The organism is Luteimicrobium album (assembly GCF_030161555.1).
Classification (GTDB): domain Bacteria; phylum Actinomycetota; class Actinomycetes; order Actinomycetales; family Cellulomonadaceae; genus Luteimicrobium; species Luteimicrobium album.
On sequence record NZ_BSUK01000001.1, the window covers coordinates 458,746 to 477,110 of the forward strand.

Sequence of the window (18,365 nt, forward strand, 5' to 3'; positions counted from 1 at the left end):
GGCGTGTCGCTTAGTGCGACGCACCTCGGCGCGTACCACCTGGGTACTGGGGCCGTGGTTTTCGGGTGTCACGCTCCCCCGGGCTCAGGCCCAGGGCTGCGACGACGTCCCTCAACGTGCGCTCGCCTGCTCGAAACATGTGTTCCACGGGGCTCGATCTGCGTCGTCCAGCAGAGTCGGCGCCCGGCCGGGTCAGAGAGACCCGCCACCGCGGTTCAACACACTGTTCGATACATGAAGGAGCGCACCTGTAACAGGCAACTGGACTAGTCTGCCACACGGACCGCCGTCGACGCCAATCGGCGTGGTGTGACGTCCGTCGGCGCACGAGGGCCCCGGCACACGGACGGTGCCGGGGCCCTCGTGAAACCACCGGGTGCGCGGGACGAGCCCGCGCGGGCAGGTCAGCTCAGATCACTTGAGGATCTTGGTGACACGGCCCGAGCCCACGGTGCGGCCACCCTCACGGATGGCGAAGCCGAGGCCCTCCTCCATGGCGATCGGCTGGATGAGCTCGACCGTCATCTCGGTGTTGTCGCCGGGCATGACCATCTCGGTGCCCTCGGGCAGCGTGATGACGCCGGTGACGTCCGTGGTCCGGAAGTAGAACTGCGGACGGTAGTTCGAGTAGAACGGGTTGTGACGGCCGCCCTCGTCCTTGCCCAGGATGTAGACCTGAGCCTCGAAGTTGGTGTGCGGCGTGATCGAACCCGGCTTCACGACGACCTGGCCGCGCTCGACGTCCTCGCGCTTGATGCCGCGGAGCAGGAGACCGGTGTTGTCGCCGGCCTGCGCCTCGTCCATCTGCTTGTGGAACGTCTCGATACCGGTGACCGTGGTCTTCTGCGCCGGGCGGATGCCGACGATCTCGACCTCGGAGTTGATGGCGAGCGTGCCACGCTCGACCTTGCCGGTGACGACGGTGCCACGACCGGTGATCGTGAAGACGTCCTCGATCGGCATGAGGAACGGCTTGTCGAGCTCGCGGACGGGCTCGGGAACGTTCTCGTCCACGGCCTCCATGAGCTCCAGGACCTTCTTGGTCCACTCGGGGTCGCCCTCGAGCGCCTTCAGACCCGAGACGCGCACGACCGGCGCGTCGTCACCGTCGAAGCCCTGCGAGGAGAGGAGCTCACGGACCTCCATCTCGACGAGCTCGAGGATCTCCTCGTCGTCGACCATGTCGGCCTTGTTGAGCGCCACGAGCAGGTAGGGCACGCCGACCTGGCGGGCGAGCAGGACGTGCTCACGCGTCTGGGCCATCGGGCCGTCGGTCGCGGCGACCACCAGGATCGCGCCGTCCATCTGGGCGGCACCGGTGATCATGTTCTTGATGTAGTCGGCGTGACCCGGGGCGTCGACGTGCGCGTAGTGGCGCTTCGGCGTCTCGTACTCGATGTGCGCGATGTTGATCGTGATGCCGCGCTGCTTCTCCTCGGGCGCCGCGTCGATCTCGTCGAAGTTGCGCTGCACGTTCGCCGGCAGGTCGGGGTACGTGTCCGCGAGCGTCTTCGAGATGGCCGCCGTCAGCGTCGTCTTGCCGTGGTCGACGTGACCGATCGTGCCGATGTTGACGTGCGGCTTGGTCCGCTCGAACTTGGCCTTAGCCACTGGGGTCCTCCTGGGACTCGGGGTAGGTGCGCCGGAGCGCGTCGCTACAGGTTGATGTGGTGATTCTAGGTGGTCGACCTGTGGGGACTCACTCGCCCCGGGTCTTCTTGATGATCTCGTCCGCGACGTTCCGAGGAACCTCGGCGTAGCTGTCGAACTGCATCGAGTACACCGCGCGGCCCTGCGTCTTGGAACGCAGGTCCCCGATGTAGCCGAACATCTCCGACAGCGGCACCTGGGCACGGACGACCTTGACGCCGGTGGCGTCCTCCATCGACTGGATCATGCCGCGACGCGAGTTGATGTCGCCGATGACGTCACCCATGTACTCCTCGGGCGTACGCACCTCGACGGCCATGATCGGCTCGAGCAGAGCCGGGTCCGCCCGCTTGACGCCCTCCTTGAGGACCATCGAGCCGGCGATCTTGAACGCCATCTCGGACGAGTCGACCTCGTGGTACGCCCCGTCGAGCAGCGTGGCCTTGACGCCCACGAGCGGGAAGCCCGCGAGGACACCCTGCTGCAGCGCGGACTGGATGCCGGCGTCGACGGAGGGGATGTACTCGCGCGGGATGCGACCACCCGTCACGGCGTTGTTGAACTCGTAGAGCTCGCCCTCGGACGTGTCGAGCGGCTCGAAGGTCACCTGGACCTTGGCGAACTGGCCCGAACCACCGGTCTGCTTCTTGTGCGTGTAGTCGACCTTCTCCACCGTGCGGCGGATGGTCTCGCGGTACGCGACCTGCGGCTTGCCGACGTTCGCCTCGACCTTGAACTCGCGGCGCATGCGGTCCACGAGGATGTCGAGGTGGAGCTCGCCCATGCCGCCGATGACGGTCTGGCCGGTCTCGTCGTCCAGGCGGACGCGGAACGTCGGGTCCTCCTCGGCGAGCTTCTGGATCGCCGTCGAGAGCTTCTCCTGGTCGGCCTTCGTCTTCGGCTCGATGGCCACGTCGATGACCGGCTCCGGGAACGTCATCGACTCGAGGATGACCTGCGCGTTCGGGTCGGACAGGGTGTCACCGGTGGTGACGTCCTTGAGACCGATGAACGCGTAGATGTGACCGGCGGTCGCCTCGTCGACGGGGTTCTCCTTGTTGGCGTGCATCTGGAAGATCTTCCCGATGCGCTCCTTCTTGCCCTTGGTCGAGTTCACGACCTGGGCGCCCTGCGTCACCTTGCCCGAGTAGACGCGGATGAAGGTGAGCTTGCCGAAGAACGGGTGCGCGGCGATCTTGAACGCGAGGGCCGAGAACGGCTCCGTGGCGTCCGCGTGACGCTCGATGACGACCTCGGGGTCCTTGACGTCGTGGCCCTGGATGGCCGGGACGTCGAGCGGCGACGGGAGGTAGTCGACCACGGCGTCGAGCATGGGCTGGACGCCCTTGTTCTTGAACGCCGAGCCGCACAGGACCGGGAACGCGTCGCCGGCGATCGTGAGCTTGCGGATCCCCGCCTTGATCTCGGGGATCGTCAGCTCCTCGCCGCCGAGGAACTTCTCGAGCAGCTCGTCGTCGGCCTCGGCGACGGCCTCCAGGAGCTCCGAGCGGTACTGCTCGGCCTTCTCCGCGAGGTCGGCCGGGATCTCCTCGATCTCGTACTTGGCGCCCATCTGGGTCTCGCCACGCCACACGAGCGCACGCATCTCGACCAGGTCGACGACGCCGATGAAGTCGTTCTCGGACCCGATCGGGAGCTGGATGACCAGCGGCTTCGCCTTGAGGCGGTTGACGATCGTGTCGACGGTGAAGTAGAAGTCGGCGCCGAGCTTGTCCATCTTGTTGACGAAGCAGATGCGCGGGACCTCGTACTTGTCCGCCTGGCGCCACACCGTCTCGGACTGGGGCTCCACGCCCTCCTTGCCGTCGAAGACGGCGACCGCGCCGTCGAGGACGCGCAGCGAGCGCTCGACCTCGACCGTGAAGTCCACGTGACCGGGCGTGTCGATGACGTTGATCTGCGTCTCGTTCGACTTGCCCTTGTTCCAGAACGCGGTCACAGCAGCGGACGTGATCGTGATGCCACGCTCCTGCTCCTGCTCCATCCAGTCGGTCGTCGAGGCACCGTCGTGCGTCTCGCCGATCTTGTAGTTGACGCCCGTGTAGTACAGGATGCGCTCGGTCGTCGTCGTCTTGCCGGCATCGATGTGCGCCATGATGCCGATGTTGCGGACCTTGTTCAGGTCGGTCAGCACGTCAAGTGCCACGGTGTCTTACCCCTTGGATCGTGGGTGGGTGCGGGGGCGCAGCTGCCGGCATGGTGCGGGAGCCTCCCCGGCCCCGGCGTTGCCGGGGCCGCGGGGCGGACTACCAGCGGTAGTGCGCGAAGGCCTTGTTCGAGTCGGCCATCTTGTGCATGTCCTCGCGGCGCTTTACCGCGGCACCGAGGCCGTTCGAGGCGTCGAGGATCTCGTTCGTCAGGCGCTCGGTCATCGTCTTCTCGCGACGAGCGCGCGAGTAGTCGGTGAGCCAGCGCAGCGCGAGCGTGGTGGAACGCGCGGGACGGACCTCGATCGGGACCTGGTAGGTCGCACCGCCGACGCGGCGGGACTTGACCTCGAGCGCCGGACGCACGTTGTCGAGCGCGCGCTTGAGCACGACGACCGGGTCCTGGTCGGTCTTCGCCCGGACGCCCTCGAGGGCGCCGTAGACGATGGCCTCGGCGGTCGACTTCTTGCCGTCGCGCAGGACCTTGTTGACGAGCTGGGTGACGATGGGCGACCCGTAGACGGGGTCGACGACGAGCGGCCGCTTGGGGGCCGGACCCTTACGAGGCATCAGGCCTTCTCCTTCTTCGCGCCGTAGCGGCTGCGCGCCTGCTTGCGGTTCTTCACGCCCTGCGTGTCGAGCGCGCCGCGCACGATCTTGTAGCGGACACCCGGGAGGTCCTTCACACGGCCACCGCGGACGAGCACGATGGAGTGCTCCTGCAGGTTGTGGCCGACGCCGGGGATGTAGGCCGTGACCTCGATGCCCGAGGACAGCTTGACGCGCGCGACCTTGCGGAGCGCGGAGTTCGGCTTCTTCGGGGTGGTGGTGTACACACGCGTGCACACACCGCGGCGCTGGGGCGAACCCTTGAGCGCGGGCGTCTTGGACTTCGACGCCTTCGATGTCCGCCCCTTGCGGACGAGCTGCTGGATCGTAGGCACTACGTCTCCGTGTCTTCTCGAGCTGCTCGAGGCGGCTGCCTCGACAGTGGTCTGTGTCTGGGGCGCCGGCAGCAGAGGCGCCAGCAGCACCTCAGGTGCTGCTACAGCCACTTTCCACCGGCCCGATGGTCTGTCCGCGACGGCCAGGCCGGCGGAGCAGATCGCCCGCGCGCTCACATCAGGCCTAGATCCGAGTGGGCACCGGGTGCCGCCGACGGGGTCGGCGGGCGGTCAGGGACCGATACGAGATCGTCCCGATCACCCTGGTGCATCAGAGCAGGCCCGACGGCGCGGGCAACAGTCGTCAAGTCTACGTGCCCGTGCAAGCCGCGTCAAAGAGCGGGAAACCCTACCCGACGGCGGGCGGCACGTGCACGCGCGTCCGGCGTCCGGGAGCTCCCCGGACGCGCCCGAGGGGCCCACCGCACGCGGCAGGCCCCTCGGGGTGATGACGGGTCGACGTCAGCGGAAGTCGCCGAAGTCGATGTCGTCGAGCGGGATCGCCTCGCCCGTGCCCATGCCGAGCGGCGAGAAGTCGATCTCGTCGTACCCGAACGTCGGGAACAGCTCGGCGCGCGCCTGCTCGGTCGGCTCGACGTCCACGTCGCGGTAGCGCGGGAGACCCGTGCCGGCGGGGATGAGCTTACCGAGGATGACGTTCTCCTTGAGGCCCAGCAGCGGGTCACGACGACCGCTCATGGACGCCTCCGTGAGGACGCGCGTGGTCTCCTGGAAGGAGGCCGCGGACAGCCACGAGTCGGTCGCGAGCGACGCCTTCGTGATGCCCATGAGCTCCGGACGACCCGAGGCCGGCTGACCGCCCTCGGCGACCGCACGACGGTTCGCGTCCTCGAACCGGGCACGCTCGGCGAGCTCGCCCGGAAGGAGCTGCGAGTCGCCCGAGTCGAGCACGGTCACGCGACGCAGCATCTGCCGCACGATGACCTCGATGTGCTTGTCGTGGATGTCCACGCCCTGGGAGCGGTAGACCTCCTGCACCTCGTCGACCAGGTGCTTCTGCGTGGCACGCGGGCCGAGGATGCGCAGCACCTTCTTCGGGTCGACGGCGCCCTGGACGAGCTGGGTGCCGACCTCGACGTGGTCGCTGTCGTTCACCAGCAGGCGCGAGCGCTTGCTGACGGCGTAGGCGATCTCCTCGGAGCCGTCGTCGGGCGTGAGCACGATCCGGCGGGTGCGCTCGGTGTCGTCGATCGCGACGCGACCCGAGAACTCCGCGATGGGGCTCTCGCCCTTCGGGGTCCGGGCCTCGAAGAGCTCGGTGACACGCGGCAGACCCTGCGTGATGTCCTCCGCGGAGGCGACACCACCCGTGTGGAACGTGCGCATCGTCAGCTGCGTGCCGGGCTCACCGATCGACTGCGCCGCGATGATGCCGACGGCCTCGCCGATGTCGACGAGCTTGCCGGTCGCGAGCGAGCGGCCGTAGCACTTCGCGCACGTGCCGACGCGGGACTCGCAGGTCAGGACCGAACGGACCTTGACCTCCGTGACCCCGGCCTCGAGGAGGCGCTCGATGAGCACGTCGCCGACGTCCTCGCCCGCGTGGGCGACGACGTTGCCGTCGGCGTCCTCGACGTCCGAGGCGAGGCTGCGCGCGTACACGCTGGTCTCCACCTTGGGGTGGCGGACCAGGGTGTCGCCGACCTTCTCGGCGACCGGCAGCGGGAGCCCGCGCTCGGTGCCGCAGTCGTCCTCACGGATGATGACGTCCTGCGACACGTCGACGAGACGACGCGTGAGATAGCCGGAGTCCGCGGTACGCAGCGCGGTGTCCGCGAGGCCCTTGCGGGCACCGTGGGTCGCGATGAAGTACTCGAGGACGGACAGGCCCTCGCGGTAGTTGGACTTGATCGGGCGCGGGATGATCTCGCCCTTCGGGTTCGCCACGAGACCGCGCATACCGGCGATCTGACGCACCTGCATCCAGTTACCACGCGCACCCGAGCCGACCATCGTGAAGACCGTGTTGCGCTCCGGGAAGGACTCCCGCATCGCCGTCGCGACCTTGTCGGTGGCCTGGGTCCAGATCTCGATGAGCTCCTGACGGCGCTCGTCGTCGGTGATCAGACCCTTGTCGTACTGCTGCTGGACCTTGAGCGCACGCTCCTCGTGCTCGGCGAGGATCGCCGGCTTCTCGGACGGCGTCGCGACGTCGGAGATCGCGATGGTGACACCCGAACGGGTGGCCCAGCGGAAGCCGGCCTCCTTGAGCGCGTCGAGCGACGCGGCCACGTCCACCTTGGGGTAGCGCTCCGCGAGCTCGTTCACGATCGTCGACAGACGCTTCTTGTCGACGATCTCGTTCACGTACGGGTAGTCGACCGGCAGCGTGTCGTTGAAGATCGCGCGGCCGAGCGTCGTCGTGTACAGGAACGGCTCGCCGGGCACGTAGCCCTCGGGCGCCGTCGCCGGGTCCAGGACCAGGTCCGGGATCCGCAGCTTGATCTCGGAGTTGAGGTCGAGCGTGCCCTGGTCGAACGCCATGATCGCCTCGGCGACCGAGCTGAACGCCCGGCCCTCGCCCTCGGCGCCCTGGTGCTCGTTCGTCAGGTGGAACAGACCGATGATCATGTCCTGCGAGGGCATGGTGACCGGACGGCCGTCCGACGGCTTCAGGATGTTGTTGCTCGACAGCATGAGCACGCGGGCCTCGGCCTGCGCCTCCGCCGACAGGGGCAGGTGGACCGCCATCTGGTCGCCGTCGAAGTCCGCGTTGAACGCGGCGCATACGAGCGGGTGCAGGTGGATGGCCTTGCCCTCGACGAGCTGCGGCTCGAACGCCTGGATGCCGAGACGGTGCAGCGTGGGCGCACGGTTCAGCAGCACCGGGTGCTCGGTGATGACCTCTTCGAGCACGTCCCACACGACCGGGCGGGCACGCTCGACCATGCGCTTCGCGGACTTGATGTTCTGCGCGTGGTTGAGGTCCACCAGACGCTTCATGACGAACGGCTTGAACAGCTCGAGCGCCATCTGCTTCGGCAGGCCGCACTGGTGCAGCTTGAGCTGCGGGCCGACGACGATGACCGAACGGCCCGAGTAGTCGACGCGCTTGCCGAGCAGGTTCTGGCGGAACCGGCCCTGCTTGCCCTTGAGCATGTCCGAGATCGACTTCAGCGGACGGTTGCCGGGGCCCGTGACCGGGCGGCCGCGGCGACCGTTGTCGAAGAGCGAGTCCACGGCCTCCTGGAGCATGCGCTTCTCGTTGTTCACGATGATCTCGGGCGCACCGAGGTCGAGCAGACGCTTCAGGCGGTTGTTGCGGTTGATGACGCGGCGGTACAGGTCGTTGAGGTCCGACGTCGCGAACCGGCCACCGTCGAGCTGCACCATCGGGCGCAGGTCCGGCGGGATGACCGGGACGGCGTCGAGCACCATCGCCGTGGGCGAGTTGGTGGTCGTGAGGAACGCGTTGACGACCTTGAGGCGCTTGAGGGCGCGGGTCTTGCGCTGGCCCTTGCCGGTGCGGATGATCTCGCGCAGCGACTCCGCCTCGGCGTCCAGGTCGAAGCTCTCGAGGCGCTTCTGGATCGCCGCGGCGCCCATCGAGCCCTCGAAGTAGCTGCCGTAACGGTCCTGGAGCTGGCGGTAGAGCAGCTCGTCGCCCTCGAGGTCGGCGACCTTGAGGTTCTTGAACCGGTCCCACACCTGGTCGAGGCGGTCGAGCTCCGCGTCGGAACGCTTGCGGATCTGCGCCATCTCGCGCTCGGCCGAGTCGCGGACCTTGCGGCGCGCGTCGGCCTTGGCACCCTCGGCCTCGAGCTCGGCCAGGTCGGCCTCGAGCTTGGTGGCGCGGGTGTTGATGTCGTTGTCGCGCCGGTTCTCGATCTCCTTGCGCTCCAGGTCGATCTCGTTCTGGAGGTTCGGGAGGTCTTCCTGGCGGCCCTCGACGTCGACCCACGTGATCATGTAGGCCGCGAAGTAGATGACCTTCTCCAGGTCCTTCGGGGCGAGGTCCAGCAGGTAGCCGAGGCGACTCGGCACACCCTTGAAGAACCAGATGTGCGTGACGGGCGCGGCGAGCTCGATGTGGCCCATGCGCTCACGGCGGACCTTCGAGCGCGTCACCTCGACGCCGCAGCGCTCGCAGATGATGCCCTTGAAGCGCACGCGCTTGTACTTGCCGCAGTAGCACTCCCAGTCCCGGGTGGGGCCGAAGATCTTCTCGCAGAAGAGTCCGTCCTTCTCGGGCTTGAGGGTGCGGTAGTTGATGGTCTCGGGCTTCTTGACCTCGCCGTGCGACCAGGCACGGATGTCGTCGGCCGTGGCCAGGCCGATGCGCAGCTCGTCGAAGACGTTGACGTCGAGCAAGGTTTCCTACTTCCTTCGTCTCACCGTGGGGCCGTGGCCCCGGTGGTGAACAGTGCAGGGAATGTCTGGAGCGGTGGGGGCGGCCCGGCCGGCGTCGTGCAGGACGGCGCACGGCCGGGTCGCGTTCGTCAGATCTCTTCGACGCTGGAGGCGTTCGGGCGACGCGACAGGTCGATCCCGAGCTCCTCCGCGGCGCGGTACACCTCGTCGTCGGACTCGCGCATCTCGACCGTGGTGCCGTCCGAGGAGAGGACCTCCACGTTCAGGCACAGCGACTGCATCTCCTTGAGGAGCACCTTGAAGGACTCCGGGATGCCCGAGTCGGGGATGTTCTCGCCCTTGACGATGGCCTCGTACACCTTCACACGGCCGGGGACGTCGTCGGACTTGATGGTGAGGAGCTCCTGCAGCGTGTACGCCGCGCCGTAGGCCTCGAGCGCCCACACCTCCATCTCGCCGAAACGCTGTCCGCCGAACTGCGCCTTACCACCGAGCGGCTGCTGCGTGATCATCGAGTACGGACCCGTCGAGCGCGCGTGGATCTTGTCGTCCACCAGGTGGTGCAGCTTCAGGATGTACATGTAGCCGACCGAGACGGGCGCCGGGAACGGCTCGCCGGAGCGGCCGTCGAAGAGCTGCGCCTTGCCGTCGCCGCCCACGGTGCGGACACCGTCGCGGTTCGGCAGCGTGGTCGACAGCAGACCCGTGAGCGCGTTCTCCTGCAGGCCGTCGAACACCGGGGTCGCGACGGGCGTGTTGGGCTCCGCCTTCGCCGCGATCTCGGGGACGTCCTCGCGCCAGGACAGGTCGTCGCCCTCGGCGAGCGAGATGTCCCAGCCCTGCTTGGCGACCCACCCGAGGTGGGTCTCGAGCACCTGGCCGACGTTCATACGACCGGGCACGCCGAGCGGGTTGAGGATGACGTCCACCGGCGTCCCGTCGGCGAGGAACGGCATGTCCTCGACCGGCAGGATCTTCGAGATGACGCCCTTGTTGCCGTGACGGCCGGCGAGCTTGTCGCCGTCCGTGATCTTGCGCCGCTGGGCGATGTACACGCGGACCAGCTGGTTCACGCCGGCGGGCAGCTCGTCGCCGTCCTCGCGGTTGAACTCGCGCACGCCGATGACCGTGCCCGACTCGCCGTGGGGCACCTTGAGGGACGTGTCACGGACCTCGCGCGCCTTCTCGCCGAAGATCGCACGAAGCAGTCGCTCCTCCGGGGTCAGCTCGGTCTCGCCCTTGGGCGTGACCTTGCCGACCAGGATGTCGCCGGCCGCGACCTCGGCGCCGATGCGGATGATCCCGCGCTCGTCGAGGTCCGCCAGGGCCTCCTCGGAGACGTTCGGGATGTCCCGCGTGATCTCCTCCGGGCCGAGCTTGGTGTCGCGCGCGTCGACCTCGTGCTCCTCGATGTGGATCGAGGACAGGACGTCGTCCTGCACGAGGCGCTGGCTGAGGATGATCGCGTCCTCGTAGTTGTGGCCCTCCCACGACATGAACGCGACGAGCAGGTTGCGGCCGAGCGCGAGCTCGCCCTCGTCCGTCGCCGGGCCGTCGCCGAGCACCGAGCCGACCTCGACGCGCTGGCCCTCGTCCACGATCACGCGCTGGTTGTAGCTCGTGCCCTGGTTGGAGCGCTGGAACTTCTGCGCCCGGTACGTCGACGTGGTGCCGTCGTCGTTGATGACGGTGACCAGGTCGGCCGACACCTCGGACACGACACCGGGCTTGGTCGCCACGATGACGTCGCCCGCGTCGACGGCGGCACGACGCTCCATGCCGGTGCCCACGAGCGGCAGCTCGGAGCGCACGAGCGGCACGGCCTGGCGCTGCATGTTCGCGCCCATGAGCGCGCGGTTCGCGTCGTCGTGCTCGAGGAACGGGATGAGCGCGGTCGCGACCGACACCATCTGGCGCGGCGAGACGTCCATGTAGTCGACGTTCGTCGCGAGGACGTCGTCGGTCTCCCCACCCTTGATGCGCACGAGGACGCGGTCGGTGACGAACGTGCCGTCGGCCGCGAGCGGCGTGTTCGCCTGGGCGATGACGTGCCGGTCCTCGTCGTCCGCGGTCAGGTACTCGACGTCGTCGGTGACCCGGCCGTTGATGACCCGGCGGTAGGGCGTCTCGATGAAGCCGAACGGGTTGATCCGCCCGTACGAGGCGAGCGAGCCGATCAGGCCGATGTTCGGGCCTTCCGGGGTCTCGATCGGGCACATGCGGCCGTAGTGCGACGGGTGGACGTCACGGACCTCCATGCCGGCGCGGTCGCGGGACAGACCACCCGGGCCGAGGGCCGACAGACGCCGCTTGTGCGTCAGGCCAGCGAGCGGGTTGTTCTGGTCCATGAACTGCGACAGCTGGCTCGTCCCGAAGAACTCCTTGATGGAGGCCACGACGGGGCGGATGTTGATCAGCGTCTGCGGCGTGATCGCCTCGACGTCCTGCGTCGTCATGCGCTCGCGCACGACGCGCTCCATCCGGGACAGGCCCGTACGGACCTGGTTCTGGATGAGCTCGCCGACGGCGCGGATGCGACGGTTGCCGAAGTGGTCGATGTCGTCCGCCTCGACGCGGACCTCGACGGCCTCGCCGCCCCGCTGGCCCGGGAGGGTCGCGACGTCGGCGTGCAGCGCGGCCAGGTACTTGATGGTCGCGACGACGTCGGCCTGGGACAGCGTGGAGTCGGCGAGCGGGACGTCGACGCCGAGCTTCTTGTTCAGCTTGTAGCGGCCGACCTTCGCGAGGTCGTAGCGCTTCGGGTTGAAGTAGAAGTTCTCGAGCAGCGCGCGGCCGGCCTCGACGGTCGGGGGCTCGCCCGGGCGGATCTTGCGGTAGAGGTCCAGCAGCGCCTCATCCTGGGTGTGGACGTGGTCCTTCTCGAGGGTGTCGAGGACGGACGGGAACTGCGCGAACTCGTCGCGGATCTCCGACTCGGTCATGCCGAGCGCCTTGAGGAGGACGGTGACGGACTGCTTGCGCTTGCGGTCGACGCGCACGCCGACGGCGTCACGCTTGTCGATCTCGAACTCCAGCCAGGCGCCGCGCGACGGGATGACCTTCGCGCTGAAGATGTCGCGGTCGCTCGTCTTGTCCGCGACGCGCTCGAAGTACACGCCCGGGGAGCGGACGAGCTGCGAGACGACGACACGCTCGGTCCCGTTGATGATGAACGTGCCGCGCTCGCTCGCGAGCGGGAAGTCGCCCATGAAGACGGTCTGGCTCTTGATCTCACCGGTCGTGTAGTTGACGAACTCGGCGGTGACGAAGAGCGGCGCGGCGTACGTGAAGTCCTTCTCCTTGCACTCGTCCGCCGTGTACTTGGGCGGCTCGAAGCGGTGGTTGGAGAAGGAGAGGGACATCGTCTGGCCGAAGTCCTCGATCGGCGAGATCTCCTCGAAGATCTCCTCGAGGCCGGAGGTGTCCGGGACGTCCTGACGCCCGGCCTCGGCAGCGGCGGCGACACGCGCCTGCCACTTCGGGTTGCCCAGGAGCCAGTCGAAGCTGTCGGTCTGAAGACCGAGCAGGTCGGGCACACCGAGGGGCTCGTAGATCTTGGCGAAGGAGACGCGGGGGAGGCGGTTCGGTTCGCGATGGCGTCAGCGGACGGAGCAGAAGGGGTGCGCGAGGCAGCCAAGAGGGGTCCTTCCCTGCAGATCGAAAGAACGCTGCACCGCCGGGCCGGGATCGATCACCGCCGCCTCGACCGCAGCGCGACGCGCACGTACGTCGCCGGGAGGTCGAGGGGTATCTGAGATCGGGGGCACAGGACAGCGCAAAGCGCTAGCATACCCGGAAGTTGCCTCCAGGTCCAGCCCCTGTCGTCGGGCACCATCGCCCGACGCATCAACCACGGTGTTCGCCGACGGTACCCGACCGCGATGACGCCCCCACGTCCTCCGTGTCTCCTGCCGCCGGCCCGGCCGCACGTCGCTGTCCTGCTGGTGCGCCAGGCCGTGCCGGCCCCGACATCGTGGCACACCGCCCCCGGTTCGTGAAGTCGGCCACGCCCGGTTGTGCACGACGGCGCCCGGCCGCGTACACGACGAGGCCCCCACCCGGACGGGTGGGGGCCTCGTGCGACGGTTCGCGAACCGCCCTCAGGTGGCCCCGGTCGCGGGGCCGAGATCACGAAGGAGTGATCACTTGAGGGTGACGGTGGCGCCGGCGCCCTCGAGGGCAGCCTTGGCCTTCTCCGCGGTCTCCTTGTTCGCACCCTCCAGGACGGGCTTCGGGGCGCCGTCCACGAGGTCCTTGGCCTCCTTCAGGCCGAGGGACGTGAGGGCGCGCACCTCCTTGATGACCTGGATCTTCTTGTCGCCGGCGGCCTCGAGGATGACGTCGAACTCGTCCTTCTCCTCCTCGGCGGCGGCGTCGCCACCGGCACCGCCGGCGGCGGGGGCGGCAACCGCGACGGCGGCGGGGGCGGCGGCGGTGACCTCGAAGGTCTCCTCGAAGGCCTTCACGAACTCGTTGAGCTCGATGAGGGTCAGGCCCTTGAACTGCTCGATGAGCTCGTCGGTGCTGAGCTTCGCCATGATGGCGTTCCTTTCGTTCAGTGCTCGTCAGCGGCCCGGTGCCGGGCCCGCCAGAAGCAGGGGTTGTGCGTGCGCTGAGCTGGTCCGTGCGGGTGCACGGATCAGGCGGCAGCGCCCTCCGATTCCTGCTTCTGACGCAGGGCATCGATGACGCGGGCGGCCTGGGCGGTGTTCGCGGTGAAGACGTAAGCAGCCTGGAACAGCTTGGCCTTCATCGCGCCGGCCGCCTTGGCCAGCAGGACCTCGCGGGACTCGAGGTCCGCGAGCTTGGTGACCTCGTCGCTCGTCAGGGGGCGTCCGTCGAGGACACCACCCTTGATGACGAGCGCGGGGTTCGCCTTGGCGAAGTCACGCAGACCCTTGGCCGCCTCGACCGGGTCACCGGTCACGAAGGCGATCGCCGACGGGCCGGCGAGGTCGGTGTCGGCGATGTCGACCCCGGCCTCCTTGGCCGCGATGGCGGTCAGCGTGTTCTTCACCACGGCGTAGGTTGCGTTGCCGCTGAGCGACCGACGCAGCGTCTTGAGCTGCGCGACGGTGAGCCCGCGGTACTCGGTCAGCACGGCAGCGTTCGACTCGCGGAACGCGTCCGTGAGCTCGGCAACTGCGGCTGCCTTGTCCGGCCTCGCCATGGCAATCCTTCCGATGGTGGTGCCGCAGCGCGCCGTGCCGAGAACCTCGGGAAACGAGAAGAGCCCCGCGCAGGGCGGGGCTCTCAGGAACGACCGGCGTCCGTGGACTGGTCATGAGGCTCGCACCTGCGCCGGCCTCCGCTCGAGAGCGGGACTTCGGTGACGTCTTCCCGTGCCCCCGGCGAACCGGGTTCCGGGCAGGCGTCGACGACCTGCGGTCTTGGGTACCCGTCCATGGTAGGGCACGCGGCGACCACGGCCAAACTGCGCCGGACACCCCGGTCAGGGAGCGGCGCCGACGAGCTCGGGCTCGCCGGACGTCCCGTCATCCACGGGAGCCGCGGCGGGCGCGTCTTCCGCGGCACCCACGGCGCGCGCCACCGGACGGGCGGTGAGGGCCGCGAGGACCGTCGCGAGCCCACCCCCGAGGACCAGCGGGAGCCGGAGGTCGATCCGCGACAGCACGCCGCCCACGAGGGTCACGAGCGGCACGAGGACCCAGCAGACGGTCCGCCACGTGCCGGAGACCCTTCCCAGCTGCTCGTCCGGGACGCGGCGCTGGCGCACGGAGGCCGACAGCGAGTTCCAGACGGTCACGCCGAGCGTCATGCCGGCGAACGCCAGGGCCGCCACGACCACGCCGGCGACCGACGCCGGAGCGAGGCCCGTCACGACCAGCAAGGGGCCGCACAGGACCGCCGACCCTGCCATGACCCAGGGCCGGCCGACCCGGCGCACGACCCGCGCGAGCAGGACGGACGCCGCCACGCTCCCGAGTGCCCCGACGGCGAGGAACAGCCCGACCGTCGCGTCGGGGACACGCAACGTGCGCACCAGGAAGACGACCAGCGCCGCCTGCGCGAGCGTCAGGCAGGTCGCGGAGCCGGTCGTCACGACCAGGAGCGTGCGGAGCGGCCGGTCGCGCCAGAGGAAGCGGGCGCCGTCGTCGAGCTGGCGGAAGAACCCGTCCTCCGCCGTCCGCGTCGACGACGCCTCCGCGGGTCCGGTCGCGCGCGGCAGGAGCAGGGCCAGGCCACCGGCGACCGCGAAGGCTGCGCCGGAGACGAGAAAGGGCGCCACGGTGGCCAGCGCGAGGAGAGCGGCCGCCGCCGACGGCGCCACGAGCCCTTGCGCCACCTGGGTGCCCGCAGCGACCCGGGAGTTGGCGGCGTCACGCCCCGCGACGTCGACGACGCGTGGCAGGAGCGCCTGGTTCGCCTCCTCCACGAGCGTCTCGAGGACCCCGACCACGAAGATCAGCGCGACGAGGCCCCACACGGGCATGCGACCCGCTGCGACCAGTGCCGCCGCCGCGACCAGGACGGCAGCCCGCGCGAGGTTGGTGGCGCCGAGGAGCCGACGACGGTCGAAGCGGTCGGCGGCGACACCCGCCGCGACGCCGCACAGCAGCCACGGGAGGTAGGACGCCGCGGAGATCGCCGACACGGCGAACGGGTCCTGCGTGAGGCGCACCGCGAGCAGCGGCGCAGCCGTCCAGAGGAGCGCGTCGCCCAGGTAGCCGGCCATCATGGACGACCACAGCCGACCGAAAGATCCCCCACGTCGCACGCGCACGGCCCGAGGCTAGCCGACCGGGTCCTGCCGCAGAACGGCCCCTACCCGGACGCCAGGCCCGCGACCGACGAGAAGCAGACCAGCGGCACGGGCTCCGCGACATCCGCGAGCGCCAGGGCCAGGGCGCCCTCCGGGTCGTCGGACGCGCGGAGCTCGGCGTGCAGGCGCGGCATGATGTCGGCCGCGACGACGTCCGGCAGGGGCGCGACCGAGGCGATCACGGCGCGGGCGCCGAGGCGCAGCAGGACCGAGGTGAGGCCCAGGACCTCACCGCCGAGTCCGGGCGTCACGCCCCCGACCTCGCACGCCGACAGGACCACGACCGACCGTGGGAGGTGCAGCCCGTCGAGCTCGTGCGCGAACAGCGGTCCGTCGGCGAGCTCGATGCACGCGAAGAGCGGGTTGTCGGCGTCGTGACGGCCGTGCGCGGCGAGGTGGACGACGTCGTGGTCCTCGAGGGCGCGCCGCACGGCGTCGGTCGAGGCGTCCGCGCCCGTGAGCGCGGTCCCGTGCTCCCAGCCGCCGGCGACGTCCAACGCCTCGCGGTCGGCGTGCTGGACCCCGGGCCCGGCGACGGCGAGGACGCGGGGCGCGCGGCCGTCGCCGTCCACCGCGCGGCCCCGCGCCACGTGCGAGTTCACCGCCGTCCGCAGACCGCGACGCGACGGGAACGACGACCACGGCAGCGCGATGAGCGGGTCCCGCGCCGCGACGTAGAGGTCACCCTCGGCGGCGAGGGGCCGCACGAGGAGGTCGTCGAGGCGGCGCAGGCCCGTCGTCAGCGAGGCGGCGGCGACCGCGTGCAGCGGCGCCGGGATGAGCTCATTGGACGCGATCTGCAGGTCGGCGCGGACGCGGCGCACCCGCTCCGTCACGTCGGCGGCGTCGGCGAGGTCGAGCAGCCGGGAGCCGCGCGCATCCACGCGGACCGCAAGGACCCGACCGCCGAACACGGCGAAGTCGGCCACGACCGCGCCGTCGCCCCGGTCGGCGAGCAGCCGGACGAGCTCGCGGTTCGTCACCGCGTGCGCCACCTCGGCGTCGCCCGTCCGCTGCCAGGAGCGCTCGCGCAGCCGGTCCTGCAGCGCGCGCGCCCGGCGGTGGAGCTCGGCCCGCTCCTTCGCGGCTGCCGGGTCGGTGTCGACGGGCAGCTCCCGGGCGCGGGCCAGCAGGGCGCGCGCGGTCGCCAGCAGCTCCGCCGACTCGGGGTCCTCCGGGGCGTGACGCGCGCGGCGCCCGCGAAGGTCGCGCGACCGCGCTCGACAGCGTCGAACACCGCCGACGCGCGGCCCGTCGCCCGGGCCGCGGCGACGTCCGTCCAGTTGAGGCCCACCGCGTGCACGGCGGCCGCCGCGACCGAGTCGACCGAGCCCAGGCGCGCGCGATGCTCCGCGAGGATCCCGAACCCGCGCTTCACCGCCCGGAGGCCCGCCGCACGGTCCCCCGCCGCGAACGCGAGCTCGGCAGCGACCGCATAGCGCTGGACACGGAGCGTCAGGGGCGCGCCCTGCAGGTTGGACGGCACCTCCGCGAGCACGCCGCGCGCCGCCTCCACGTCGCCCGCCGACACGAGCCACTGCACCGCGATCAACCGCGCGCCGACCGACGGCTCGCGGCCGAGCACGGCACCGGTCGCGCTCCCCGGTCCGCCACGTCCAGCGCCTCCAGCGCCCGACGGCGGCACGTGCGCGCCGACGGGACTCCCTCCTTGCGCGCTCGGGAGAGCTCGATCTCGAGCTCGAGCACGCGCGCGACGACCGCCCACGACGCGTGCCCGCCCGCCTCGAAGTGTCGTCGAGCCTGCGCCGCCCAGCGCTTCGCGTCGGGGTACCGCTCCAGGCCCAGCAGGGTTCGCGCCCGGAAGTACTCCGCCTCCGCCCGGTCGAGCCGCAGGCCCGCGCGCTGGAGCTGCGGGATCGCCTCCTCGAGCGCCGCGTCCGCCTCGGTCCACAGACCGGCCTCGACCAACACCTCCGCCTTACCCAGGAGAGGGATGCCGTCGTCCTGCTCGGGGGCGTGGGTGCGAGCCTCGTCCATCGCGGACAACGCGCCAGGGAGGTCGCCGAGCATGTGCTTCGCATACCCGACGTTGTGCATCGAGAGCGCGATGTAGAGCTCGTGTCCCAGCGCCTCCGCATGGCCGTGCGCTGTCCGGTAGTCGCTGAGCGCTCCGCGCACGTCCCCCAGTTCGGCCGCAGCATTGCCACGATTCATGAAGCTGATCGCCCGCTCGCGATGGTTGTCCTTGGACACGCCGGCGAGGCCACGGGTGATCGCGTGCCATGCGCCTTCCGTGTCGCCGGCACGTGCCAGCAGAAAGCCACGCTGACCTTCGATCGAACCGATGATGTCCTGCTCATCCGCGAAAGGCGCCAGGACCGCCGCACGATTAAGGAGTGCGAGTGCGCGAGGAGGCCCGCGTTGTCCGAATGCAACGCGCCGGCCTGACCGACGAGAGCCTGGCAAGTGAGCGTAGCGGCACGTCCGCGATCATCGACGGTGAGGTTGGCCGGGTCGAGCGTCTCA

The 18,365-nt window shown here is 69.8% G+C and carries 11 protein-coding genes and 1 pseudogene; all 12 read right to left on the reverse strand.

Going from position 1 to position 18,365, the window contains the following annotated elements; genetic code table 11:
* Positions 1-414 precede the first annotated feature (414 nt).
* Positions 415-1,611, reverse strand: a complete 1,197-nt coding sequence (gene tuf, locus QQK45_RS02380) for an elongation factor Tu (RefSeq protein ID WP_284291860.1) — start codon at positions 1,609-1,611, stop codon at positions 415-417.
* A gap of 88 nt (positions 1,612-1,699) precedes the next feature.
* Positions 1,700-3,817, reverse strand: a complete 2,118-nt coding sequence (gene fusA / locus QQK45_RS02385) for an elongation factor G (RefSeq protein WP_284291861.1) — start codon at positions 3,815-3,817, stop codon at positions 1,700-1,702.
* A 100-nt stretch (positions 3,818-3,917) separates the two neighbouring features.
* A complete protein-coding gene (rpsG, locus tag QQK45_RS02390; RefSeq protein WP_036953304.1) occupies positions 3,918-4,388 on the reverse strand; it encodes a 30S ribosomal protein S7 in 471 nt (156 codons plus the stop codon).
* Positions 4,388-4,762 carry a 30S ribosomal protein S12 gene (gene rpsL / locus QQK45_RS02395; protein WP_036953306.1) on the reverse strand — a complete coding sequence of 125 codons (375 nt, stop codon included), beginning with the start codon at positions 4,760-4,762 and terminating at the stop codon, positions 4,388-4,390. Before rpsL ends, rpsG begins: the two co-directional genes overlap by 1 nt.
* Before the next feature lie 462 nt (positions 4,763-5,224).
* Positions 5,225-9,094, reverse strand: coding sequence for a DNA-directed RNA polymerase subunit beta' (locus QQK45_RS02400; protein WP_284291862.1), 3,870 nt, complete (start codon positions 9,092-9,094; stop codon positions 5,225-5,227).
* A gap of 128 nt (positions 9,095-9,222) precedes the next feature.
* Positions 9,223-12,731, reverse strand: a pseudogene (rpoB, locus tag QQK45_RS02405) (DNA-directed RNA polymerase subunit beta).
* A 505-nt stretch (positions 12,732-13,236) separates the two neighbouring features.
* Positions 13,237-13,632: a 50S ribosomal protein L7/L12 gene (gene rplL / locus QQK45_RS02410; protein WP_284291863.1), complete on the reverse strand. Its 396-nt coding sequence runs from the start codon at positions 13,630-13,632 to the stop codon at positions 13,237-13,239.
* 101 nt (positions 13,633-13,733) lie between these two features.
* A complete protein-coding gene (gene rplJ / locus QQK45_RS02415) occupies positions 13,734-14,264 on the reverse strand; it encodes a 50S ribosomal protein L10 (protein WP_284291864.1) in 531 nt (176 codons plus the stop codon).
* 282 nt (positions 14,265-14,546) lie between these two features.
* Positions 14,547-15,839: an MFS transporter gene (locus QQK45_RS02420; RefSeq protein WP_348525124.1), complete on the reverse strand. Its 1,293-nt coding sequence runs from the start codon at positions 15,837-15,839 to the stop codon at positions 14,547-14,549.
* A gap of 41 nt (positions 15,840-15,880) precedes the next feature.
* The gene (locus tag QQK45_RS02425; RefSeq protein WP_284291865.1) at positions 15,881-16,861 is read right to left on the reverse strand and encodes a CHAT domain-containing protein; all 981 of its coding nucleotides are present in this window, start codon (positions 16,859-16,861) and stop codon (positions 15,881-15,883) included.
* Positions 16,858-17,463, reverse strand: coding sequence for a hypothetical protein (locus QQK45_RS02430; RefSeq protein WP_284291866.1), 606 nt, complete (start codon positions 17,461-17,463; stop codon positions 16,858-16,860). Before QQK45_RS02430 ends, QQK45_RS02425 begins: the two co-directional genes overlap by 4 nt.
* Positions 17,427-18,092, reverse strand: a complete 666-nt coding sequence (locus QQK45_RS02435) for a tetratricopeptide repeat protein (RefSeq protein ID WP_431310213.1) — start codon at positions 18,090-18,092, stop codon at positions 17,427-17,429. Before QQK45_RS02435 ends, QQK45_RS02430 begins: the two co-directional genes overlap by 37 nt.
* Between the last annotated feature and the right edge of the window lie 273 nt (positions 18,093-18,365).